This window comes from Tritonibacter sp. SIMBA_163 (assembly GCF_046535935.1).
GTDB classification, from domain to species: Bacteria; Pseudomonadota; Alphaproteobacteria; order Rhodobacterales; family Rhodobacteraceae; genus Epibacterium; species Epibacterium scottomollicae.
On sequence record NZ_JAWJBP010000001.1, the window covers coordinates 122876 to 141988 of the forward strand.

Below are 19113 nucleotides of genomic sequence, written 5' to 3' on the forward strand. Positions count from 1 at the left end.
CGCTTGGCGAATGTCAGAAAACCTTCGCGCAAGATACAGCTCTACGTGGAGTTGCAGTTGTGGCGCAAGGCGGCGGAAATCTGCCGACTACTCAGGCGCTGTCATGGCCCGTGCAACATCGAGCATCCGAGCCGAAAATCCCCATTCATTGTCATACCAGCCAAAGACCCGCAGTTGCTGACCCTCCACCATGCGGGTCTCAGGGGCCGCCAAAATCAGCGATTCCGGGCGTGCACGCAGATCGGAGGACACCAGTGGTTGATCGGTCCAGCCAAGAATGGGCGACTGCGAAGCCGCCGCTTTCAGTGCCGCGAGGAGATCGCCTTCATCCCACGTGCTGCTGAGGCGCGCGACCAGGTCCACGGCAGAAACGCTGGCGGTCGGGACGCGGACGGCGGCGCCGGAAATCCGGCCTTTGAGATGCGGCAGGACGACATCTATCAGGTGCATCGCCGATGTGGTGGTCGGCACCATCGACTGCGCCCCGCCGCGTGACCGGGCAAAGTCACCGCGGGGGGTGTCCACCATCGGTTGCGAATTTGTGTAGCAATGAATGGTGGTCATGTGACCGGTCTCAATGCCTGCCACTTGATCTACCAGCTGCACCAAGCCCGCAACGGCGTTGGTTGTGCAGGAGGCATTGGACACGATTTTCGCGCCCGCAAGGTCGGCTTGATTGACGCCATAGACGACGGTGACTTCAGCCGCAGGGGACGGGCCAGAGATCAGCACTTTGCTCGCCCCGGCACTTAGGCCGCGTTCTGCCAAGTCGGTGGTGCGCGCGATCCCGGTGCAATCCAGCAGGATATCGACCTCTGACAAATCGAGATTGGTGATATTTGCCTGTTGATGAAGTGGGATGCAGCGGTCGTCGACGCACAAGGTGCCGTCACCCAGCGAGACCGAGCCGGGGTAGGGGCCGAAGGTGCTGTCATACTGAAACAGATAGGCACACATCTCCGGATCGGCGATGTCGTTGATGCAGGCGATCTCGATCTCCGAACCGCGAGGGCTGCTCAGGATCTGACGCAAAATCGTGCGGCCAATGCGGCCGAATCCATTGATTGCTATCTTCATGGGCAAAGCTATGGCAGCGGTTCTCGGCTCCGGCAATCCACCCGCACAATAATGGACGGCCTTGATACAATCGCAGTCCAGCGCGAATTCATCACCATTTGCGACAGGATAGGTACGGATTCCGTCTTGCGCCAGCCCATTGGCGCTGGTAGCTTCCGCCGCAGCACATGGGAGAACCGATCCGGGCGAAAGCGCGTGAACTCGGTGCCGAAGGAGCAACCGCCCCGGAAACTCTCAGGCCAAACGGACCGTGTGCGCGAGACTACTCTGGAGAGAGCCCGGCCAGACCGGGACGCCGAAGGGATAACGATCTCAGGCGAACGGGACAGAGGGGGCATCAAAGCGTGCAGGCGGGGCCTGCGCATAACCTTGGATGCCGGATGCCAATCGACGCGTTGACATGTTGTGAATTGACCGCACCGGCCGCAGACGCGGAAGGCAGGCCGAAATGTCGGATCTGAAGACCACCCCCCTTACGGAATTGCACGAGAGCCTCGGGGCCAAGATGGTGCCCTTTGCAGGCTATGCTATGCCCGTGCAGTACCCGCTGGGGATCATGAAAGAGCATATCCACACGCGCGAAAAGGCCGGGCTGTTCGATGTCAGCCATATGGGTCAGGTGATCTTGCGCGGCGAGAGCTTTGAGGCTGTCGCAAAGGCCTTTGAAAAACTGGTGCCGATGGATGTGCTGGGCCTCTCTGAGGGGCGCCAACGCTACGGTCTGTTCACCAACGACGCGGGCGGCATTGAGGATGACCTGATGTTTGCCAATCGCGGCGACCATCTGTTTGTCGTCGTGAACGCGGCCTGCAAGGAGGCCGACATTGCCCGCATGACAGCCGCGCTGGAACCCGAAATCAAGGTCGAGCCGGTCACCGACCGTGCGCTGGTGGCCCTGCAGGGCCCGGCCGCCGAGGCGGCGCTGGAGGCACTGGTGCCCGGCGTTGCTGCCATGAAATTCATGGATGTGGCGACGTTTGAATATGCGGGGGCCGAGCTGTGGATCTCCCGCTCTGGCTATACCGGCGAGGACGGCTACGAGATCTCCGTGCCCAACGACGTGGCCGAAAATCTTGCCAAATCGCTGCTGGAGCACCCGGATGTTGAGGCCATCGGCCTTGGTGCGCGGGATTCGCTGCGGCTTGAGGGTGGTCTTTGCCTTTATGGTCACGACATCGACACCGAAACGCGCCCGTTTGAGGCCACGCTTGGCTGGGCCATCCAGAAGGTGCGTCGCCCTGATGGCGCGCGCGCGCGCGGCTTTCCCGGTGCGGATGCGATCTTTGCCGATCTTGGCGGGAATGCCCCGCGCAAGCGTGTGGGCCTGAAGCCCGAAGGTCGCGCGCCCATGCGTGAAGGCGTGGTGCTTTATGCCGCTGCCGAAGGCGGCGCGCCCATCGGCACCATCACCTCCGGCGGCTTTGGCCCCACCGTGGGCGGGCCGGTTGCCATGGGCTATGTCACGGCAGAACGCGCCGCCATCGACACCCAGATCTTTGGCGAGCTGCGCGGTAAGCGCGTGCCCGTCACAGTTGCAAAGCTGCCCTTCGTGGCGGCAAACTTCAAACGCTGAACACCCGTCCCCGAAAGAACGGTCAACACAGGAAGAGTACCCATGAAATACACCGAAGAACACGAATGGCTGCAGGTCGAAGGCGAAATCGTGACGGTCGGCATCACCGCGCACGCCGCCGAGCAACTGGGCGATGTGGTCTTTGTCGAACTGCCCGAGGTGGGCAGCGAAGTGACCAAGGATGACGAGATCGTGGTGATCGAATCCGTCAAGGCCGCCTCTGACATTCTGGCGCCGCTGGACGGTGAAGTGGTCGAGGTCAACGAAGCCATCGTGGACGAGCCCAACAAGGTCAACGACGACCCGGAAGGCGAGGCGTGGTTCTTCAAGCTGAAGGTCTCTGACATGTCGCCGATGGACGATTACATGGATGCGGCCGGTTACAAGGACTTCATCGGCTGATGCACTTCTGGCCCGCTGCCCCATGGCGCGGGCCATTTCGTATGGACACTGGCACCAACGGGTTTGCCCGACCCATTGTGCTGTGCCTCTTGGACCTGAATCTGACTGACCTTAAGGAGGCAAGCGATGCCTTTCGAACCGACAGATTACCTTCCTTATGACTTTGCCAACCGTCGCCACATTGGCCCCTCGCCGGATGAAATGGCCGAGATGCTCAAGGTGATCGGCGCCGACAGCCTTGATGCGCTGATCGACGAGACCATGCCGAAATCCATCCGCCAGAAAGAGGCCTTGGACTTTGGTCGCCCGATGTCCGAACGCGAGCTGCTGTTCCACATGCGCGAGGTGGCGGGTAAGAACAAGGTGATGACCTCGCTGATCGGTCAGGGCTACCACGGTACCGTGACGCCGCCCGCGATCCAGCGTAACATTCTGGAAAACCCTGCCTGGTACACGGCCTATACGCCCTACCAGCCCGAGATCTCGCAGGGCCGTCTTGAGGCGCTCCTGAACTTCCAGACGATGATTTCGGATCTCACCGGCCTGGAAATCGCCAACGCATCGCTGCTGGACGAGGCCACTGCCTGCGCCGAGGCGATGACGATGGCGGAGCGGGTGTCGAAATCGAAGGCCAAGGCGTTCTTTGTCGACCGCGACTGCCATCCGCAGAACATTGCCGTGGTGAAAACCCGCGCCGAACCGCTGGGCATCGAGGTGATCGTCGGCAACCCGGACAAGATGGATCCCGAAGCGGTCTTTGGCGCGCTGTTCCAATATCCGGGCACCTATGGGCATGTGCGTGATTTCACCGATCACATCGCCAAGTTGCACGAACACAAGGGCATCGCCATCGTGTCCGCCGATCCCCTGTCCCTGACCCTGCTGAAGGAACCGGGCGCGATGGGGGCGGATATTGCCGTCGGCTCCACCCAGCGATTTGGCGTGCCCGTCGGGGCAGGTGGTCCGCATGCGGCCTATATGGCCACGAGGGATGCCTTCAAGCGCAACATGCCGGGACGCATTGTCGGGGTGTCGATCGATGCCCATGGCAACAAAGCGTATCGTCTGTCGCTGCAGACCCGCGAGCAGCACATCCGCCGCGAAAAGGCGACGTCCAACGTCTGCACCGCGCAGGCGCTGTTGGCGGTGATGGCGTCGATGTATGCGGTCTTCCACGGCCCCAAAGGATTGCAGGCCATCGCGCAGCGCATCCACCGCAAGGCCGTGCGTCTGGCAAAGGGGCTGGAGGAAGCCGGCTTCAAGGTCGACCCGCAGGCGTTCTTTGACACCATCACCGTGGATGTCGGCCCGCTGCAGGCGGCGGTGATGAAATCTGCCGTGGACGAAGGGATCAACCTGCGCCGTGTTGGCGAGACCCGCGTCGGCATTTCTGTGGATGAAACAACGCGTCCCGAAACCATCGAGGCGGTCTGGCGTGCCTTTGGCATCGTGCGGGCGGATGATGACTTCTCGCCCGAATATCGGGTTCCAGCGGACATGCACCGCAAGTCGGACTACCTGAGTCACCCGATCTTCCACATGAACCGGGCCGAGACCGAGATGATGCGCTATATGCGACGTCTCGCGGACCGCGACCTGGCGCTTGATCGGGCGATGATCCCGCTTGGCTCCTGCACCATGAAGCTGAACGCAGCTGCGGAAATGATGCCGCTGAGCTGGCCGGAGTTCTCAACCATCCATCCCTTTGCGCCCGCCGACCAGCAGGCCGGATATGGTGAAATGATCACGGATCTGTCGGCAAAGCTCTGCGACATCACTGGCTATGACGCGATTTCCATGCAGCCGAATTCCGGCGCGCAAGGGGAATACGCGGGTCTGCTGAGCATCGCCGCCTATCACAAGGCGCAGGGCGAGGGGCATCGCAACATCTGCCTCATTCCGATGAGCGCCCATGGCACCAACCCCGCCTCCGCGCAGATGGTCGGGTGGAAAGTGGTCGTCGTGAAATCGGCGGAGAACGGTGATATCGACTTGGAGGATTTCCGCGCCAAGGCGGAAAAGCACGCCGAGAACCTCGCGGGTTGCATGATCACCTATCCTTCGACGCACGGGGTGTTCGAGCAGACCGTGCATGAGGTCTGCAAGATCACGCATGACTTTGGCGGTCAGGTCTATATCGACGGCGCCAATATGAACGCCATGGTGGGCCTCAGCCGTCCGGGTGATCTGGGTGGTGATGTGAGCCACCTGAACCTGCACAAGACCTTTGCCATTCCCCATGGCGGTGGTGGCCCCGGCATGGGCCCGATTGGTGTGAAGTCGCATCTGATTGACCATCTTCCGGGGCATCCGGAAACTGGCGGCAGTGAAGGGCCCGTTTCGGCGGCTCCGCTGGGGTCGGCCTCGATCCTGACCATCTCCTGGGCCTATTGCCTGATGATGGGCGGCGCAGGTCTGACGCAGGCCACCAAAGTGGCGATCCTGTCGGCGAACTACCTCGCCAAGCGCCTCGAAGGAGCCTACGACGTGCTCTACAAGGGGCCGACGGGTCGGGTCGCGCACGAGTGCATCTTGGACACCCGCCCCTTTGCTGACAGCGCGGATGTGACGGTTGATGATGTGGCCAAGCGCCTGATGGACAGCGGCTTTCACGCGCCGACCATGAGCTGGCCTGTCGCGGGCACGCTTATGGTGGAGCCCACGGAATCGGAGACCAAGGCAGAGCTGGACCGTTTTGTCGGTGCGATGCTGTCGATCCGCTCCGAGATCAAGGCGATCGAGGACGGCGACATGGCGCGAGAAAACAACGCGCTGAAGAACGCACCGCACACGATGGAAGATCTGGTGAAGGACTGGGACCGTCCCTACACGCGCGAGGAGGGCTGTTTCCCGACGGGGGCGTTCCGGGTCGATAAATACTGGCCACCGGTGAACCGCGTCGACAATGTCTATGGTGACCGTCATCTGATCTGCACCTGCCCGCCAATGGAGGAGTACGCCGAGGCGGCGGAATAGATCACAGTTACATGGACGCGCCCCCGGTGCCCGGGGGCGCGACAGGTCTCAGCAGGGCCCTTCCCATGCGGGGAGGGCCCTGCGCGTTTGGCGCTGGCGTGATGGTCACTGCGGAGGTTCGGTTCGACCCTCCACCGGTGTCGTCAGCGATATGCGAAGCGCTGTGCGCTGGCCCCCTTGCTCAGGCGAGGTGCGCCAACTAGAAATCTGACACGCGACAGCTGTAAGCTGTCGGCCCCCACACTCACGCGCAGCTGCACCACCGGCCAGAATCACGCTGTCATTGCCTTCAATAGCCGCGGCTGCGGTCGACCTCGTGCAACAGAGGCTCGCCCGCTGTCAGCCGGCGCAGGTTTTCGACGACATCACCGAGTGCATCGCCGAGGTGCCAGCCCGAAACATGTGGGGTGATGGTGACGTGACGGTGCCTCCACAGCGGATTGTCGCTTGGCAAGGGTTCGGTGCGCAGCACATCGAGCACCGCGTGGCCAGGGCGCCGCTGGTCGAGCGCGGATGCAAGGGCGGTTTCATCGATCAGGCTACCGCGCCCGGCGTTGATGACAGTGGCGCCTTCCTTCATCAGTGCGAGGCGGTCCGCATTTAGCAGGTCACGGGTTGCCTCGGTGGCGGGCAGGATGGCGCAAAGATAGTCGCAACTGGACAGGAGGCTGTTCAGCCCGTGGTCGCCGGTGAGGCAGGTGACGCCTTCGATGTCCTTCTGCGAGCGGCTCCAGCCCATGGTGTTGAACCCCATGTCGCGCATAAGCTCTGCCGTGAGGCCACCGATATGGCCGAGGCCGAGAACGCCGACGGTGACGTCTTGCGGACGGTGCGGGGCTATTGGGTCCCAAGCAGCACGGCTCTGCGCCTTTTCATGATAATCCATGTTGCGAGTGCCACGCAGAACATATGCGAGGCAATACTGCGCAATCTCGCGCGCTGGCTCCTGCGGCTTCAGTCGCGCCACGCGGACCTGTGGCGCGAGGGATGGGTGGTTCACGATGGTCTCCACCCCGGCCCCCAGTTTCTGCACCAGCTGCAGGTTTGGCAGCCGCGTCGGCAATTCGGATTTCAGCGATGATACGGCCAGCATGGTGATGTCCGACAAATCGCCTGGCGCGTCTGCTGTCCGGATGTCGGCTGTCGGGGACAGTTTGCGGAACTCCGCGGCCAGAGCCTCTTCACTGTACCAACCGCGGTGTCCGATTTCGATCAACAGTGCCATCTTTCACTCCAGTGTCTCTTCTTATGACGTGCCGTCACTGTGCTGGACAGGACGCAGATTGCCAAGCCATGCTGCGCAAGCAAATCGGGAGGTGCGCCATGGAAATGAATCTGGGACTACGGTCGGAGGTGCAGCTGCTTCTGGATCGGGTGGTTGCGATGGTGCGCGACGATATCATGCCGGTTGAGGCCGAGTATCATTCTGAGATCGGCAAGGGGGACCGCTGGGCCTACACCCCGCGGCAGGCGGAAATTTTCGAAGGCTTGAAAGCCAAGGCGAAGGCGGCAGGGCTTTGGAACTTCTGGCTGACCGACTCGGATTGGGGGCTTGGCCTCAGCACGGTTGAATATGCCTATTTCGCCGAGGCAATGGGCAAGACCCCCTTGGGGCCAGAGGTGTTCAACTGCGGTGCGCCGGATACCGGCAATATGGAGGTGTTTGAGCGCTACGGCACAGATGCGATGAAGGAGCGCTGGTTGAAGCCCTTGCTTGCCGGTGAAATTCGCTCTGCCTACCTGATGACAGAGCCGGATGTGGCCAGTTCGGATGCGACCAATGTCGCAATGTCCTGCGTGCGGGATGGCGATGACTATGTGTTGAATGGCGAGAAATGGTGGATCTCGGGGGCCGGTGATCCGCGCTGCCGCGTCTACATCACCATGGTGCGGACCGGTGGGGACGACGCGCCGAAACATCAGCGTCATTCGATGATCGTGGTCCCGGCAGAGGCATCTGGCATCGAGGTCTTACGACCTATGCAGGTCTACGGGCAAGATGATGCACCGCATGGTCACATGCACATGCGCTTTGCGGACGTGCGGGTGCCGGCGGAGAATATGCTGCTGGGGGAAGGGCGTGGGTTCGAGATCGCGCAGGGACGGCTGGGGCCGGGACGTATTCACCACTGCATGCGGGCGATCGGTCAGGCAGAGGCGGCGCTGGAGCTGATGTGCCGGCGGTCTTTGCAACGCGAGGCCTTTGGTAAGCCATTGGCACAGCTTGGAGCCAACTATGATATCATCGCGGAGTGCCGGATGGAGATCGAGATGGCGCGGCTGCTGTGCCTCAAGGCCGCCTGGTACATGGATCAGGGCGACGCCAAAGCTGCGGCGCCTTGGATCAGTCAGATCAAGGTGATTGCCCCTCGTGTGGCGCTCAAGGTCATAGATGAGGCGGTGCAGATGCACGGCGGGGCGGGGATCAGTCAGGACACGCCGTTGGCGCGCGCCTGGACCCATGTGCGCACGTTGCGCATGGCTGATGGTCCGGATGCGGTGCATCGGCGACAGGTCGCGCGGGCGGAACTCAAACAGTATACACAGGAAAAGATGTGACCGAGGCAGACGCGTTTTTTCACCAGCGCGCCGATGGCGTGTTTGTCGGCAATGATCCGGCGCGCGGCCCATGGTCGGTGGATCATTGCCACGCTGGACCCGTGGCGGGGTTGGTGGCCCGCGCCGCGGAGGTCGAGGTCGGCGCGGAGAAGCAACTCACCCGGCTGACCATGGATGTGCTGCGCCCGGTGCCGCTCGCCGGAATTCGTGTGGCGGCGGAAACCACCCGTCATACCCGGACCCTCGCAACCACGCGGGTGACAGTGCACGACCTGGATGACGCGCTCTTGGTTCAGGCGACAACAATGCATCTGGCAGAACGCGACATCGGCCCGGTGCCGACGCCACAGATCGCCACCCCTCGTATCGAAGAGGCCGAGGCTGGTCCCTTTGCCATCGGGGCAGGGCGGCACGACCTGCCGAATTTCGCGCGCCTGCTGGAGACGAAATACCCGCCCGGCCATGGGTTTGGTCCAGGACCCAAGATGATCTGGTTGCGCACACCGGATTTGGTGGCAGGAGAGCCGACGTCCCCGGTGCAGGGCATCTGTGCGCTTGCGGATTGCGGCAACGGGATTTCCTGGAACCTGCCTGCGACCGAAATGGGCTTTATGAACACGGACCTGACCCTGCAGATCCACCGCGCGCCGGAACCGGGGTGGCACGCGGCTGACGCGATTTCGCATTGGCACGGGAACGGGATTGGCATGTCACAGGCCGTGCTGTTCGACGCCAAGGGGCCGGTGGGCACAGCCCTGCAGACATTGACGCTGTTCCCGGCCAGTTAGGGCGGCTTGCAGGCAGGCGTTCTTGCAGGGAAGGGCCGGGTGGTCAGGCGTGATCGCTGGCGAAAACGGGACCTGGATAGCCCACCCGTGCCAGATAGAGCCCGTGCCCCGGACAGACCGGCCCACAGGCGGCGCGATCCTGTGCTGCCAGCGCGTCGCGCACGTCTTCGGGGGCCCATGCACCTGTACCGACACGTTCCAGCGTGCCCACAAAACTACGCACCTGATTGTGCAGGAAGCTTCGCGCGCGGACGTGAAAGTGGATCTCCGGGCCGGAAAGGCCCTGGACCTGCTCGACCCGCAACTCATCCAATGTCTTGACCGGGCTGGCCGCCTGGCAGATCGACGAGCGGAACGTCGTGAAGTCATGGTTGCCGAGCAGGTGGTTCGCACCCGCCTGCATCGCATCTACGTCCAGCCGGTGATTGATTTGCCAGACCTGACCGGCATCATGGGTCGCCGGCGCGCGCCGCATCAGGATCCGGAACAGATACTGCCGTTCGATGGCGCTGAACCGGGCATGCCAGTCGTCGTCCACACGGGCGGCATCGACAATGGCGACGGGCGCAGGCTTCAGGTGGTAGTTCAACGCTTCACTCAGCCGGAAGGGATCCCAGTCTTTCTGCAGGTCGCAGTGTGCCACCTGACCGAGACCATGCACGCCCGTATCGGTGCGACCGGCGGCGGCGATCGTGTGCGCTCCCGGTTCGAGTTTCGCCAGGGCAGCCTCGATCGCACCCTGCACCGAGGGCTGATCCTTCTGCCTTTGCCAGCCGGCAAATGGCTTTCCATGGTATTCGACTTTGAGAGCAATGCGCGGCATGACGCGCGGCGTAGCGTGCTGGGGCGAAGCTGGCAAGCCCCTGCTCTGCGGGTGGGCAGGATGCAGACTGGCAACCGGTCGTCAGGATGCCTATGTTCATAGGCGCAGGCCAAGGGCAGAGCGTTGAAACACAAGCAAAGACACGGGGCAGCAGGTGGTGCGAGGATCAGGAGTGACAGGGCTGGCTGCGGATGTGGCCGATGGGGTGTTGCGCGGCGCGGAAACGCTGGGCGGCGTGGTGTCCAGCCCGTTTGCAGAGCCGACTCTGCGCTTAGGGGTTACCGGTCTGGCGCGTGCGGGCAAGACGGTCTTCATCACCTCTCTGGTGGCCAACCTGATGAATCGGGGCCGCATGGCGCAATTGTCGGCAGAGCGGGACGGCCGTATCGAGGCGGCCTATCTGCAGCCGCAGCCCGACGACACGGTGCCGAGATTTGATTTTGAAAACCATCTTGGCGCGCTGACCGGGCCAGAGCCCCATTGGCCCGACAGTACCCGCGCGGTGTCCGAATTGCGCCTCAGTTTACGGTTGCGTCCGTCCGGCCTGTTCGGGGTGCTGACCGGGCCGAAGGTGCTGCATTTGGACATCATTGATTACCCCGGTGAGTGGTTGCTGGATCTGTCCCTTCTCGACAAGGACTATGCTGGCTGGTCTGCCGATGTCCTGCGCCGGATCGAGACGCGCGACGAAGCAAAGGCGTTCCGGGCGGCTGTGCGGGCGGCTGATCCGGATGCGGCGCATGATGAACCCCTCGCGCAGGGGCTTGCATCGGCCTTTGCCGACTATCTGCAAGCGGCACGTGCGGGGGGGTATTATGACTGCACCCCGGGGCGGTTTCTGTTGCCCGGCGATCTTGCGGGTTCTCCGGTGTTGACCTTTGCCCCCTTGCCCGAGGGGACCGCGCCGCGCGGCAGCCTCGCCCGCGAGATGGCGCGCCGGTTCGAGGCTTACAAGGCCCAGGTCGTGCGCCCGTTCTTTCGCGATCACTTTGCGCGGATTGATCGGCAGGTCGTGTTGGTGGATGCGCTCGGCGCGCTGCATTCCGGCCCACCTGCGATGGAAGATCTACGCCGCGCAATGACGGATATCCTGGGGAGTTTCCGCCCCGGCTCCAACGGTTTTCTGAGCCAGATTTTGCGCGGCAAGCGGGTGGAAAAGATCCTCTTTGCGGCCACCAAGGCGGATCATTTGCACCATCAGCAGCATCCGCAATTGACGGCAATCATTGAGGCATTGACCCAGGATGCCCGTGACCGGGCGCAATTCGCCGGGGCTGAAACTGCCGCGCTGTCGCTGGCGGCATTGCGTGCCACGACCGAAGAATTGCGCACACATGAGGGAGCGGAATTGCCCTGTGTGCGCGGGCTCTTGGCGGACACAGGCAAGCCCGCGGCGCTTTATCCGGGGCGTTTGCCCGAGGATCCGCGTCAATTGCTGACGCCTGCGCGACAGGGGGCAGAGTGCTGGCTTGATGGGAGCTACGCTTCTATGCGATTTGCGCCACAGCCGTTGGTGTTGAAGCCGGGCGACGGGCCACCTCACATCCGGTTGGACCGCGCGGCAGAATTTCTGTTCGGAGATCGCTTGTGACGCTGCGACTGCGCCCTGCAACACCTCTGGATGCGAGCCGGATCGGTGTCATCTTGCACCGGTTTGAACAGGACACCCCGTGGATGCCCAGGGAGCATTCGCTGGCAGAGGCCATTTCCTTTTGCGACCGTATGATCGCCCGAGGCTGGGTGACGGTGGCAGAGACCGCGCATGCCGGAGAGATCGAGGGCTTTCTGGCGCGGGATGGGGCCGAGGTCTGTTCGCTTTATATCGCCCCCGCCTCCTGTGGACGTGGGATTGGTAAGGCGCTCCTTGATCGTGCAAAGCAGCAGGTCTCGCACCTAGCGCTCTGGACCTTTCAGGCCAACACGGAGGCCCAGCGTTTCTATCTGCGCGAAGGGTTTGCTGAGGTGCGTCGCAGCAACGGGCAGCGCAATACCGAGGGGCTGCCCGACATCGAATACCATTGGCAGGCCGACCAGATGGAGACCACGACATGAGCCGTAAACCCGTCGTTTTTGACCTGCAGCCCGACGATGAGCCAAAGCAGAGCGTCAGCGATGCGCCGCCGGTGCCCGATCTCGACGAACCAACGGCGCTGCAAGCAACGGTTGAGGCGATGGGAGAGGGGCGGCGCTCTGGCTGGGGGAGCTGGATCTGGGCCGGTGTCGCCGGTTTGATCACAACCATCGTCTCTGTTGCCGCTTGGGATTACGCCACCAGCCTTCTGGACCGCATCCCAGTGCTCGGTTTGATCGTTTCGGCGGCATTGATCGGGCTGGCGCTGGCGGCGCTGCTGTTTTGTCTGCGCGAACTGGCTGCGGTGGCGCGGGTGCGTCGCGTTGACGATCTGCGACAGGCATGTGCCAAGGCGCGCACGGGCACTTTGAAAGAGGCCCAAACACAGGTCGTGGCGCTGCAGCGTTTCTATGCAGGCCGCGCGGATCTGGAATGGGCGCAGCGCAATCTCTCTGATCGTAAAGCGGAGCTCCTTGATGCGGATGCGCTGATTGACCTGGCAGAGGCCGAATTGATGCGCCCGCTTGATGCGCGCGCCGTGGTCGAGGTGGAGGCCGCAGCCCGGCAGGTGGCAGGGGTTACCGCCCTGGTGCCGCTGGCGCTTGCGGATGTGCTCACCGCGCTGGTGTCGAGCCTGCGCATGATCCGCCGTATCGCCGAGATCTACGGGGGGCGCTCCGGGTTCTTCAGCTCCTGGCGGTTGACGCGTGCGGTCCTGTCCCACCTGGTGGCAACCGGCGCTGTTGCGGTGGGGGACGATCTGTTGGAGCCTGTGCTCGGCGCGTCTGTTCTGTCCAAGCTTTCGCGCCGATTTGGCGAGGGGTTGGTGAACGGCGCGTTGACTGCGCGAGTGGGGCTCGCCGCGATAGAGGTGTGTCGGCCCATGGGGTTTGAGGGCGCGCCGAAACCACGCTTGGGCAAAGTACTGCAACGCGCGCTCCGGGGCTTCGTGAAGTGAAGATCCAGCAAGACGGCTACAGGCCTTCTGCCGACACTTCAGTGTCTCTGGATCAAATCAAACGCGGCGGTGCGTCTTTAGGTTGACGCATGGCGACAATGCCGGTTCGAAACCCCTCTCCGATACGATCTGCCAGATGACCCCATTGCAGGGCCTGTTCGGGAGTGAGCTCGCGGGCCAGAACATCGTGAAACAGGCCCAGCCAGAGCGGGAAATGCTCTGCTTTGACATCAGGGCGCGACAGGTGCTCGCGCATCGGAGATCCATTGTAGCCCTTTTCACGCAGGATGGCGTTGCGCCAGAAGGCGGCGATCTTGTCTTCATGGGCGGGCCAGTCCTCGACATGGGCCGCAAAGACCGGGGCAAGCTCTGAATGCTGACGGACGTGCGCGTAAAAGACACGCACCACGCGGGCGATCTGCTCCGCAGTGATCTCGAACCGCGCCAGAGGGTGGGCGGCACTCTCGCTCTGCATGATGGCCTCCGAATATTTAAGATCTGCCTTAACCCTAAGTCTGCGGAAGGGCGACGGGAAGGGGGAGAGGTGAATTGCCGCAATAGCCGAGGCTCAGGCGCCATAAGGCTCCGGATGCGATTTGCCGCATGCGCTGAAACGCTTGATATCTGTGAGGGGCGGTTTTGTCAGGGCTGACGCTTTACCCGCGCCCAGCAAGCGCCTATAAGCGCCCCTATGACCCCGACTGCAACACGACGCGTGGCCATCATTATTCGAATTACGACCCCGGCGCTCTGACAGACGAGACGCCGGGCAAAGGTGCTTGAGTGATCGCACCGAACCGAATATCCCCAATCCGACCCGTTGATGCAAAAGGACGCCACCGATATGTGCGCCGATAAGACCGAAGTCACGCCCGACTACAAAGACACGCTGAACCTCCCCAAAACCGATTTCCCCATGCGCGCAGGCCTGCCCAAGCGCGAGCCCGCATGGCTGGAACGTTGGGAGCAGATCGGCGTCTATGACCGCCTGCGCGCCAAGGAAGGCCGCCAGCCTTTCGTGCTGCATGACGGCCCGCCCTATGCCAACGGCCACCTGCACATCGGCCACGCGCTGAACAAGACCATCAAGGACATGATCGTCCGCTCGCATCAGATGATGGGTTTTGACAGCCGCTACGTGCCCGGTTGGGATTGCCACGGTCTGCCGATCGAATGGAAGATCGAAGAGCAGTACCGCAAGAAGGGCAAGAACAAGGACGCGGTGCCGGTCATCGAGTTCCGTCAGGAGTGCCGCAAGTTCGCCGAGGGCTGGATCGACATCCAGCGCGAAGAATTCAAGCGTCTTGGCATCACCGGAAACTGGCCAAACCCCTATATCACCATGGATTTCCACGCCGAGGCGGTGATCGCCGAGGAATTCATGAAGTTCCTGATGAACGGCACGCTCTATCAGGGCTCCAAGCCCGTGATGTGGTCGCCGGTCGAGAAAACCGCGCTGGCCGAGGCCGAGGTCGAGTATCACGACAAGGAAAGCTTCACTATCTGGGTGAAGTTCAAGGTGGCTGAGCCTGCGGATCACAAGCTTGCCGGCGCGCATGTGGTGATCTGGACCACCACGCCCTGGACCATGCCGTCGAACAAGGCCGTCGTTTACGGCGAGGACATCGCCTATGGCCTCTATGAGGTCACCGGCACGCCCGACGAGTGCTGGGTCAACGTGGGCGATAAGTATCTGCTTGCCGACAATCTGGCGGCGGATGTGTTCAAACGCGCGCGCTTGTCCGAGGATCAATATACCCGCGTGGCTGATGTGCCTGCCTCCGATCTGGCAGGCATCGGCCTGACCCACCCGTTCGCCGGGGCCGAAGGTGGCAATGGTGAATGGGATGATATCCGCGACTTCCGCGCCGCCGATTTCGTGACCGACACCGAAGGCACCGGCTTTGTGCATTGCGCGCCGAGCCACGGGATGGAGGAATTTGAACTCTACCGCGACCTTGGCATGCTGGAACAGGTCATCACCTACAACGTGATGGACGACGGCGGCTTCCGCGCCGATCTGCCGTTTTTTGGCGGCAAATACATCCTTAACCGCAAGGGCGGCGAGGGCGACGCCAACACCGCGATCATCAACAAGCTGGTTGAGGTCGGGGGCCTGATGGCGCGCGGCAAGATCAAGCACAGCTATCCGCATTCCTGGCGTTCCAAGGCGCCGATCATCTACCGCAACACGCCGCAATGGTTTGCCGGTGTGGACCGCAAGCTGGATGACGGCATGGGCGAGCATGGCGATACCATCCGCGAACGCGCCCTGCGCTCGATCGACGAGCTGGTGAAATGGACGCCGCAGACCGGTCGCAACCGCCTGCACTCGATGATCGAGAACCGTCCCGACTGGGTGCTGTCGCGCCAGCGCGCCTGGGGCGTGCCGCTCACCTGTTTCACCAAGAAGGGCGCGCTGCCGACCGATGCGGACTACCTGCTGCGCAACGATGAGGTGAACGCCCGCATCACCGCCGCCTTTGAGGAAAACGGCGCCGATGTCTGGTATGAGGAGGATTTCAAGGCCAAGGTTCTCGACGGCATCGTTGCTCCGGACGATTACGAGCAGGTGTTCGACGTGCTTGATGTGTGGTTTGACTCTGGCTCCACCCATGCCTTTGTGCTGCGTGACCGCGAGGATGGCACCGAGGACGGTATCGCCGATGTTTACATGGAAGGCACCGACCAGCACCGTGGCTGGTTCCATTCCTCGCTGCTGCAGGCCTCCGCCACCAAGGGTCGCGCGCCGTATCGCAACGTGGTGACGCACGGGTTCACGCTGGACGAGAAGGGCATGAAGATGTCCAAATCGCTCGGCAATACCATCGTCCCCGAAGCGGTGATCAAGCAATACGGTGCCGATATCCTGCGGCTCTGGGTGGCGCAGACCGACTATACCGCCGACCAGCGGATCGGGCCGGAGATCCTGAAGGGCACCGCCGACAGCTATCGCCGTCTGCGCAATACTATGCGTTTCATGTTGGGCAGCCTGGGCGATTTCAGCGAGGATCAGCGGGTCGAACCCTCCGCGATGCCGGAGCTGGAGCAATGGGTGCTGCACCGTCTGGCAGAGCTCGATCACACGGTGAAAGCGGGCTACAAGGCGTTTGATTTCAACGGTGTCTGGCAGGCGATCTTCAACTTTGCCACCGTGGATCTGTCAGCCTTCTACTTCGATATCCGCAAGGATACGCTCTATTGCGATGGGGATACGCTGAACGCCCGCGCGGCGCGCACCGTGCTCGACATCCTGTTCCACCGTCTGACCACATGGCTGGCGCCGATCCTGGTGTTCACCATGGAAGAGGTCTGGCTGGAGCGGTTCCCAGGCGACGACAGCTCGGTGCATCTCATCGACATGCCCGACACGCCGCGCGACTGGATCAACGAACCGCTGGCGGCCAAATGGGCCAAGGTGCGTCAGGCCCGTCGTGTTGTGACCGCCGCACTGGAGGTGCAGCGCACCGACAAGGTTATCGGCGCCTCGCTGGAGGCGGCACCCGTGGTGCATGTGCGCGAGGCCGACGTGCTGGCGGCGCTGGAGACGGTGAACTTCGCGGATGTCTGTATCACTTCTGACGTGCAGCTCACTGGCGATCCGAGCCCTGCCGAAGCCTATCGCCTGCCGGAAATCGAAGGCGTTTCGGTCGTGTTTGAAAAAGCCGAGGGCGAAAAGTGTCAGCGGTGCTGGAAGATCCTGCCGGATGTCGGTGGCCATAGCCATCCGGGTACGTGTGCACGGTGCAGCAGCGCACTGGACAGCTGACCTGTCGCGATTCCGACAAGACGCTCAAAATCAAGACGCCCGGAGACATTCCCCGGGCGTCTTTTTTCATCCATTGTCGTCAATCAGCTGAGATCAGGAGGCAATCCGGGACAGCACGTCCTGCGTATTGGTGTACATTTCCTGGGCGAAGCTTCCTGAGGACATGCCGCGGAACATGGTATCCTGTGTCAGCGCCTCTGCTTGTTCCATCTGGATGTTCAGCAGGTTTTCAAGAGGGGGCAGGCTGATGGGTTCGGCAGTTTCAATCGGCTGAGCGGGCACAACTTCGGCCCGGCTGGTGCTTTCAGTGACCTGTTCGTCCGGACCTTTGTCATACAGGGCCAGATTGTCGCTGCTCATCAACGTGTCGAGATCCCGATCACGCGGCGCGGCGTCATCACTCAGGAAATTGGCGAGCCGACTGTTGGCAAACTCGGATCCGGTCGCGCCACCAGTCCCGGATGGGCTCGCAACCGTGTCGGTGACAGTAAATACTGAGACGGCGGGGACATTCGCGGGAATGTCTGAGTAGGGGCGTAACGCTGGTAACATTCACTCTTCCTTTCCACATAAGTGTCGGGCCGCACGCCGACCCATAGGAAATTACATCTTCAATATAACGCAATGAGAGGCGTTTGACGCGTGAACACTTTGGTAATGGTTAACGCCCCGGGCGTCGCTCGTCGGACCGTCGACTTCACGGGGGCGGCGATTATCAAAGTCGCGTCCTGTGCGGCGTTGATGCACTGTCGGGAATGTTTCGCCGTGAGTGCTTCGGCCAAGCCTGATAGGGGGGGGCGCCGTTCCGAACTCACCAAGCTCCCACTGGGGGCGTCGTTGATGCTTGGCCGGTTGTTGCTTACAGCCTGGCACCGTGACCTGCGCAGGCGTGCCGGCGCCGTCAGATAATGGTTTTGGCACCTGCGTAGCGGCGGCTTGCCTCGCGTTCTGACGTCTGCTGCAGCTTGTGGCGCGCGAGCAGGGCGTATTCGACGTTGTCCCCACCCTGCCGACGCCCTGCGGTCGAGGGCAGTACAACCGGGGTATCCTTCTTGGTGGCTTCGCGCGGGAAAACCGCACCAGCTGCAGATTTCTGCAATTGTGCCATGGCTTTTGCCAGTTGCTGCGTCGTGGCCGGGGTCACGGCAGCCTTGTATCGCGCTGCGACCTCGGGCAGCTCCGAGCGCCCGGACGGGTCTGCCTCTTGATAGGGCATCAGAGTCTCCTGAACCTTGGGATCGAGAAAAGGAACAAATTCAATTTGATTTTCAGCAATTGTGCTTAAGAATCTGTGTATGCTGACCGACCGCTTGCTGCCTAAATCGAAAATTTGCAGTAAAAAGTATGACGCTGGCGCCAGAAAACACGCGCCCTTGGCGCTTTTTCCGCAGGAGGAGAGCGGCGTTAGCTGCGTTCGGGAACGATCTGTTGTGCGATCCCGACAAGCAACAGATAGACCGAAGTCGCGAACAAGGCGATGGTCACGACCGGGCCCGGAGCAAAGTCGACCCATGCGGTCCACCCGGCAAGGGCGGTCCAGATCAGCGCGATGGGAAGCGACACAAGCCGCCAGCGTTCGGTGCGAACCGGATGGATGAACTTCAATGGCAGGAACTGCGTTGCAGACAGCAGAGTAACGAGGCCAAGGCTGACCCAGTGATTGGGCTCGAGTGCAAAAATGACCAAGATCAACATGTTCCAGCAGCCGGGGAACCCGGAGAAAGAGTTGTCCTTGGTCTTCATCCGCGTGTCGGCAAAGTACATTGCGCTGCTGAAGGTGATGACGATGACCGCGGCCCAGCCGGTCCAGCCGGACATCAAGCCGGACTTGAACAACGCAAAGGCAGGGATGAACACGTAGGTCAGATAGTCGATGATCAGGTCTAGCATAACGCCGTCAAACTGCGGCGCATTGCGCTTTACGTTGTAGTGACGGGCAAGCGGGCCATCGACTCCGTCGACGGCAAACGCCACGACCAGCCACAGATACATCAGATCCCACCGTGCATCCACGGCGGCGAGCATGGCGAGCATGGCAAAAACGGCGCCAGTCGCGGTCAATAAATGTACGGTCAATGCACGGAGTTCAGACGTCATTTAAGTGTGATGACGAATTT

The 19113-nt window shown here is 61.9% G+C and carries 16 protein-coding genes and 1 riboswitch; of the genes, 9 read left to right on the forward strand and 7 right to left on the reverse strand.

The genetic code is table 11. The features are described 5' to 3' along the window. Positions 1–87: 87 nt before the first annotated feature. Complete coding sequence (locus R0J92_RS00485; protein WP_317384182.1) at positions 88–1077, reverse strand: type I glyceraldehyde-3-phosphate dehydrogenase; 990 nt, start codon at positions 1075–1077, stop codon at positions 88–90. Positions 1078–1235: 158 nt separating this feature from the next. Beyond that, positions 1236–1338: riboswitch (glycine riboswitch) on the forward strand. A 187-nt stretch (positions 1339–1525) separates the two neighbouring features. On the opposite strand from R0J92_RS00485, the gene gcvT reads away from it, so the two are divergent. The 3 genes from gcvT (at position 1526) to gcvP (ending at position 6028) form a co-directional block, all read left to right on the forward strand. Then, on the forward strand, positions 1526–2650 hold the full coding sequence (gene gcvT, locus R0J92_RS00490; RefSeq protein ID WP_411050359.1) for a glycine cleavage system aminomethyltransferase GcvT: 1125 nt from the start codon (positions 1526–1528) through the stop codon (positions 2648–2650). Positions 2651–2692: 42 nt separating this feature from the next. After that, complete coding sequence (gcvH, locus tag R0J92_RS00495) at positions 2693–3052, forward strand: glycine cleavage system protein GcvH (RefSeq protein ID WP_106162027.1); 360 nt, start codon at positions 2693–2695, stop codon at positions 3050–3052. 126 nt (positions 3053–3178) lie between these two features. Next, the gene (gene gcvP, locus R0J92_RS00500; RefSeq protein ID WP_411050360.1) at positions 3179–6028 is read left to right on the forward strand and encodes an aminomethyl-transferring glycine dehydrogenase; all 2850 of its coding nucleotides are present in this window, start codon (positions 3179–3181) and stop codon (positions 6026–6028) included. Between the two features lie 289 nt (positions 6029–6317). On the opposite strand, the gene R0J92_RS00505 is transcribed toward gcvP, so the two are convergent. Continuing rightward, positions 6318–7253 (reverse strand): 2-hydroxyacid dehydrogenase, encoded by a 936-nt coding sequence (locus tag R0J92_RS00505; RefSeq protein ID WP_411050361.1) that lies wholly within the window; start codon positions 7251–7253, stop codon positions 6318–6320. Between the two features lie 98 nt (positions 7254–7351). Here R0J92_RS00505 and R0J92_RS00510 point away from each other — a divergent pair, with 98 nt between their 5' ends. Both R0J92_RS00510 and R0J92_RS00515 read left to right on the forward strand, forming a co-directional pair. Then, complete coding sequence (locus R0J92_RS00510) at positions 7352–8587, forward strand: acyl-CoA dehydrogenase family protein (protein WP_411050362.1); 1236 nt, start codon at positions 7352–7354, stop codon at positions 8585–8587. After that, on the forward strand, positions 8584–9375 hold the full coding sequence (locus R0J92_RS00515) for a thioesterase family protein (protein WP_411050363.1): 792 nt from the start codon (positions 8584–8586) through the stop codon (positions 9373–9375). Before R0J92_RS00510 ends, R0J92_RS00515 begins: the two co-directional genes overlap by 4 nt. 43 nt (positions 9376–9418) lie before the next feature. On the opposite strand, the gene truA is transcribed toward R0J92_RS00515, so the two are convergent. Continuing rightward, positions 9419–10198, reverse strand: coding sequence for a tRNA pseudouridine(38-40) synthase TruA (gene truA / locus R0J92_RS00520; protein ID WP_411050364.1), 780 nt, complete (start codon positions 10196–10198; stop codon positions 9419–9421). A 172-nt stretch (positions 10199–10370) separates the two neighbouring features. Here truA and R0J92_RS00525 point away from each other — a divergent pair, with 172 nt between their 5' ends. From R0J92_RS00525 to R0J92_RS00535, 3 genes are read left to right on the forward strand one after another with little or no spacing between them, the layout of a single operon-like run. Continuing rightward, on the forward strand, positions 10371–11789 hold the full coding sequence (locus tag R0J92_RS00525; RefSeq protein WP_411050365.1) for a YcjX family protein: 1419 nt from the start codon (positions 10371–10373) through the stop codon (positions 11787–11789). Further along, positions 11786–12250: a GNAT family N-acetyltransferase gene (locus R0J92_RS00530; RefSeq protein WP_411050366.1), complete on the forward strand. Its 465-nt coding sequence runs from the start codon at positions 11786–11788 to the stop codon at positions 12248–12250. The genes R0J92_RS00525 and R0J92_RS00530 overlap by 4 nt, the downstream gene beginning before the upstream one ends. Continuing rightward, entirely contained in the window at positions 12247–13227 is a 981-nt protein-coding gene (locus R0J92_RS00535; protein WP_411050367.1) for a YcjF family protein, read from the forward strand. Before R0J92_RS00530 ends, R0J92_RS00535 begins: the two co-directional genes overlap by 4 nt. Before the next feature lie 52 nt (positions 13228–13279). Here the strand turns inward: R0J92_RS00535 and R0J92_RS00540 are convergent, their stop codons facing one another. Further along, entirely contained in the window at positions 13280–13702 is a 423-nt protein-coding gene (locus tag R0J92_RS00540; protein ID WP_106162035.1) for a group III truncated hemoglobin, read from the reverse strand. Positions 13703–14071: 369 nt separating this feature from the next. Here R0J92_RS00540 and ileS point away from each other — a divergent pair, with 369 nt between their 5' ends. Beyond that, positions 14072–16996, forward strand: coding sequence for an isoleucine--tRNA ligase (gene ileS / locus R0J92_RS00545; RefSeq protein ID WP_411050781.1), 2925 nt, complete (start codon positions 14072–14074; stop codon positions 16994–16996). Between the two features lie 93 nt (positions 16997–17089). Here the strand turns inward: ileS and R0J92_RS00550 are convergent, their stop codons facing one another. From R0J92_RS00550 to R0J92_RS00560, 3 genes are all read right to left on the reverse strand, one after another. Next, entirely contained in the window at positions 17090–17548 is a 459-nt protein-coding gene (locus R0J92_RS00550; protein WP_411050368.1) for a hypothetical protein, read from the reverse strand. Positions 17549–17897: 349 nt separating this feature from the next. Further along, complete coding sequence (locus R0J92_RS00555) at positions 17898–18212, reverse strand: hypothetical protein (RefSeq protein WP_106162037.1); 315 nt, start codon at positions 18210–18212, stop codon at positions 17898–17900. A gap of 188 nt (positions 18213–18400) precedes the next feature. Further along, complete coding sequence (locus R0J92_RS00560; RefSeq protein WP_106162038.1) at positions 18401–19093, reverse strand: CDP-alcohol phosphatidyltransferase family protein; 693 nt, start codon at positions 19091–19093, stop codon at positions 18401–18403. Between the last annotated feature and the right edge of the window lie 20 nt (positions 19094–19113).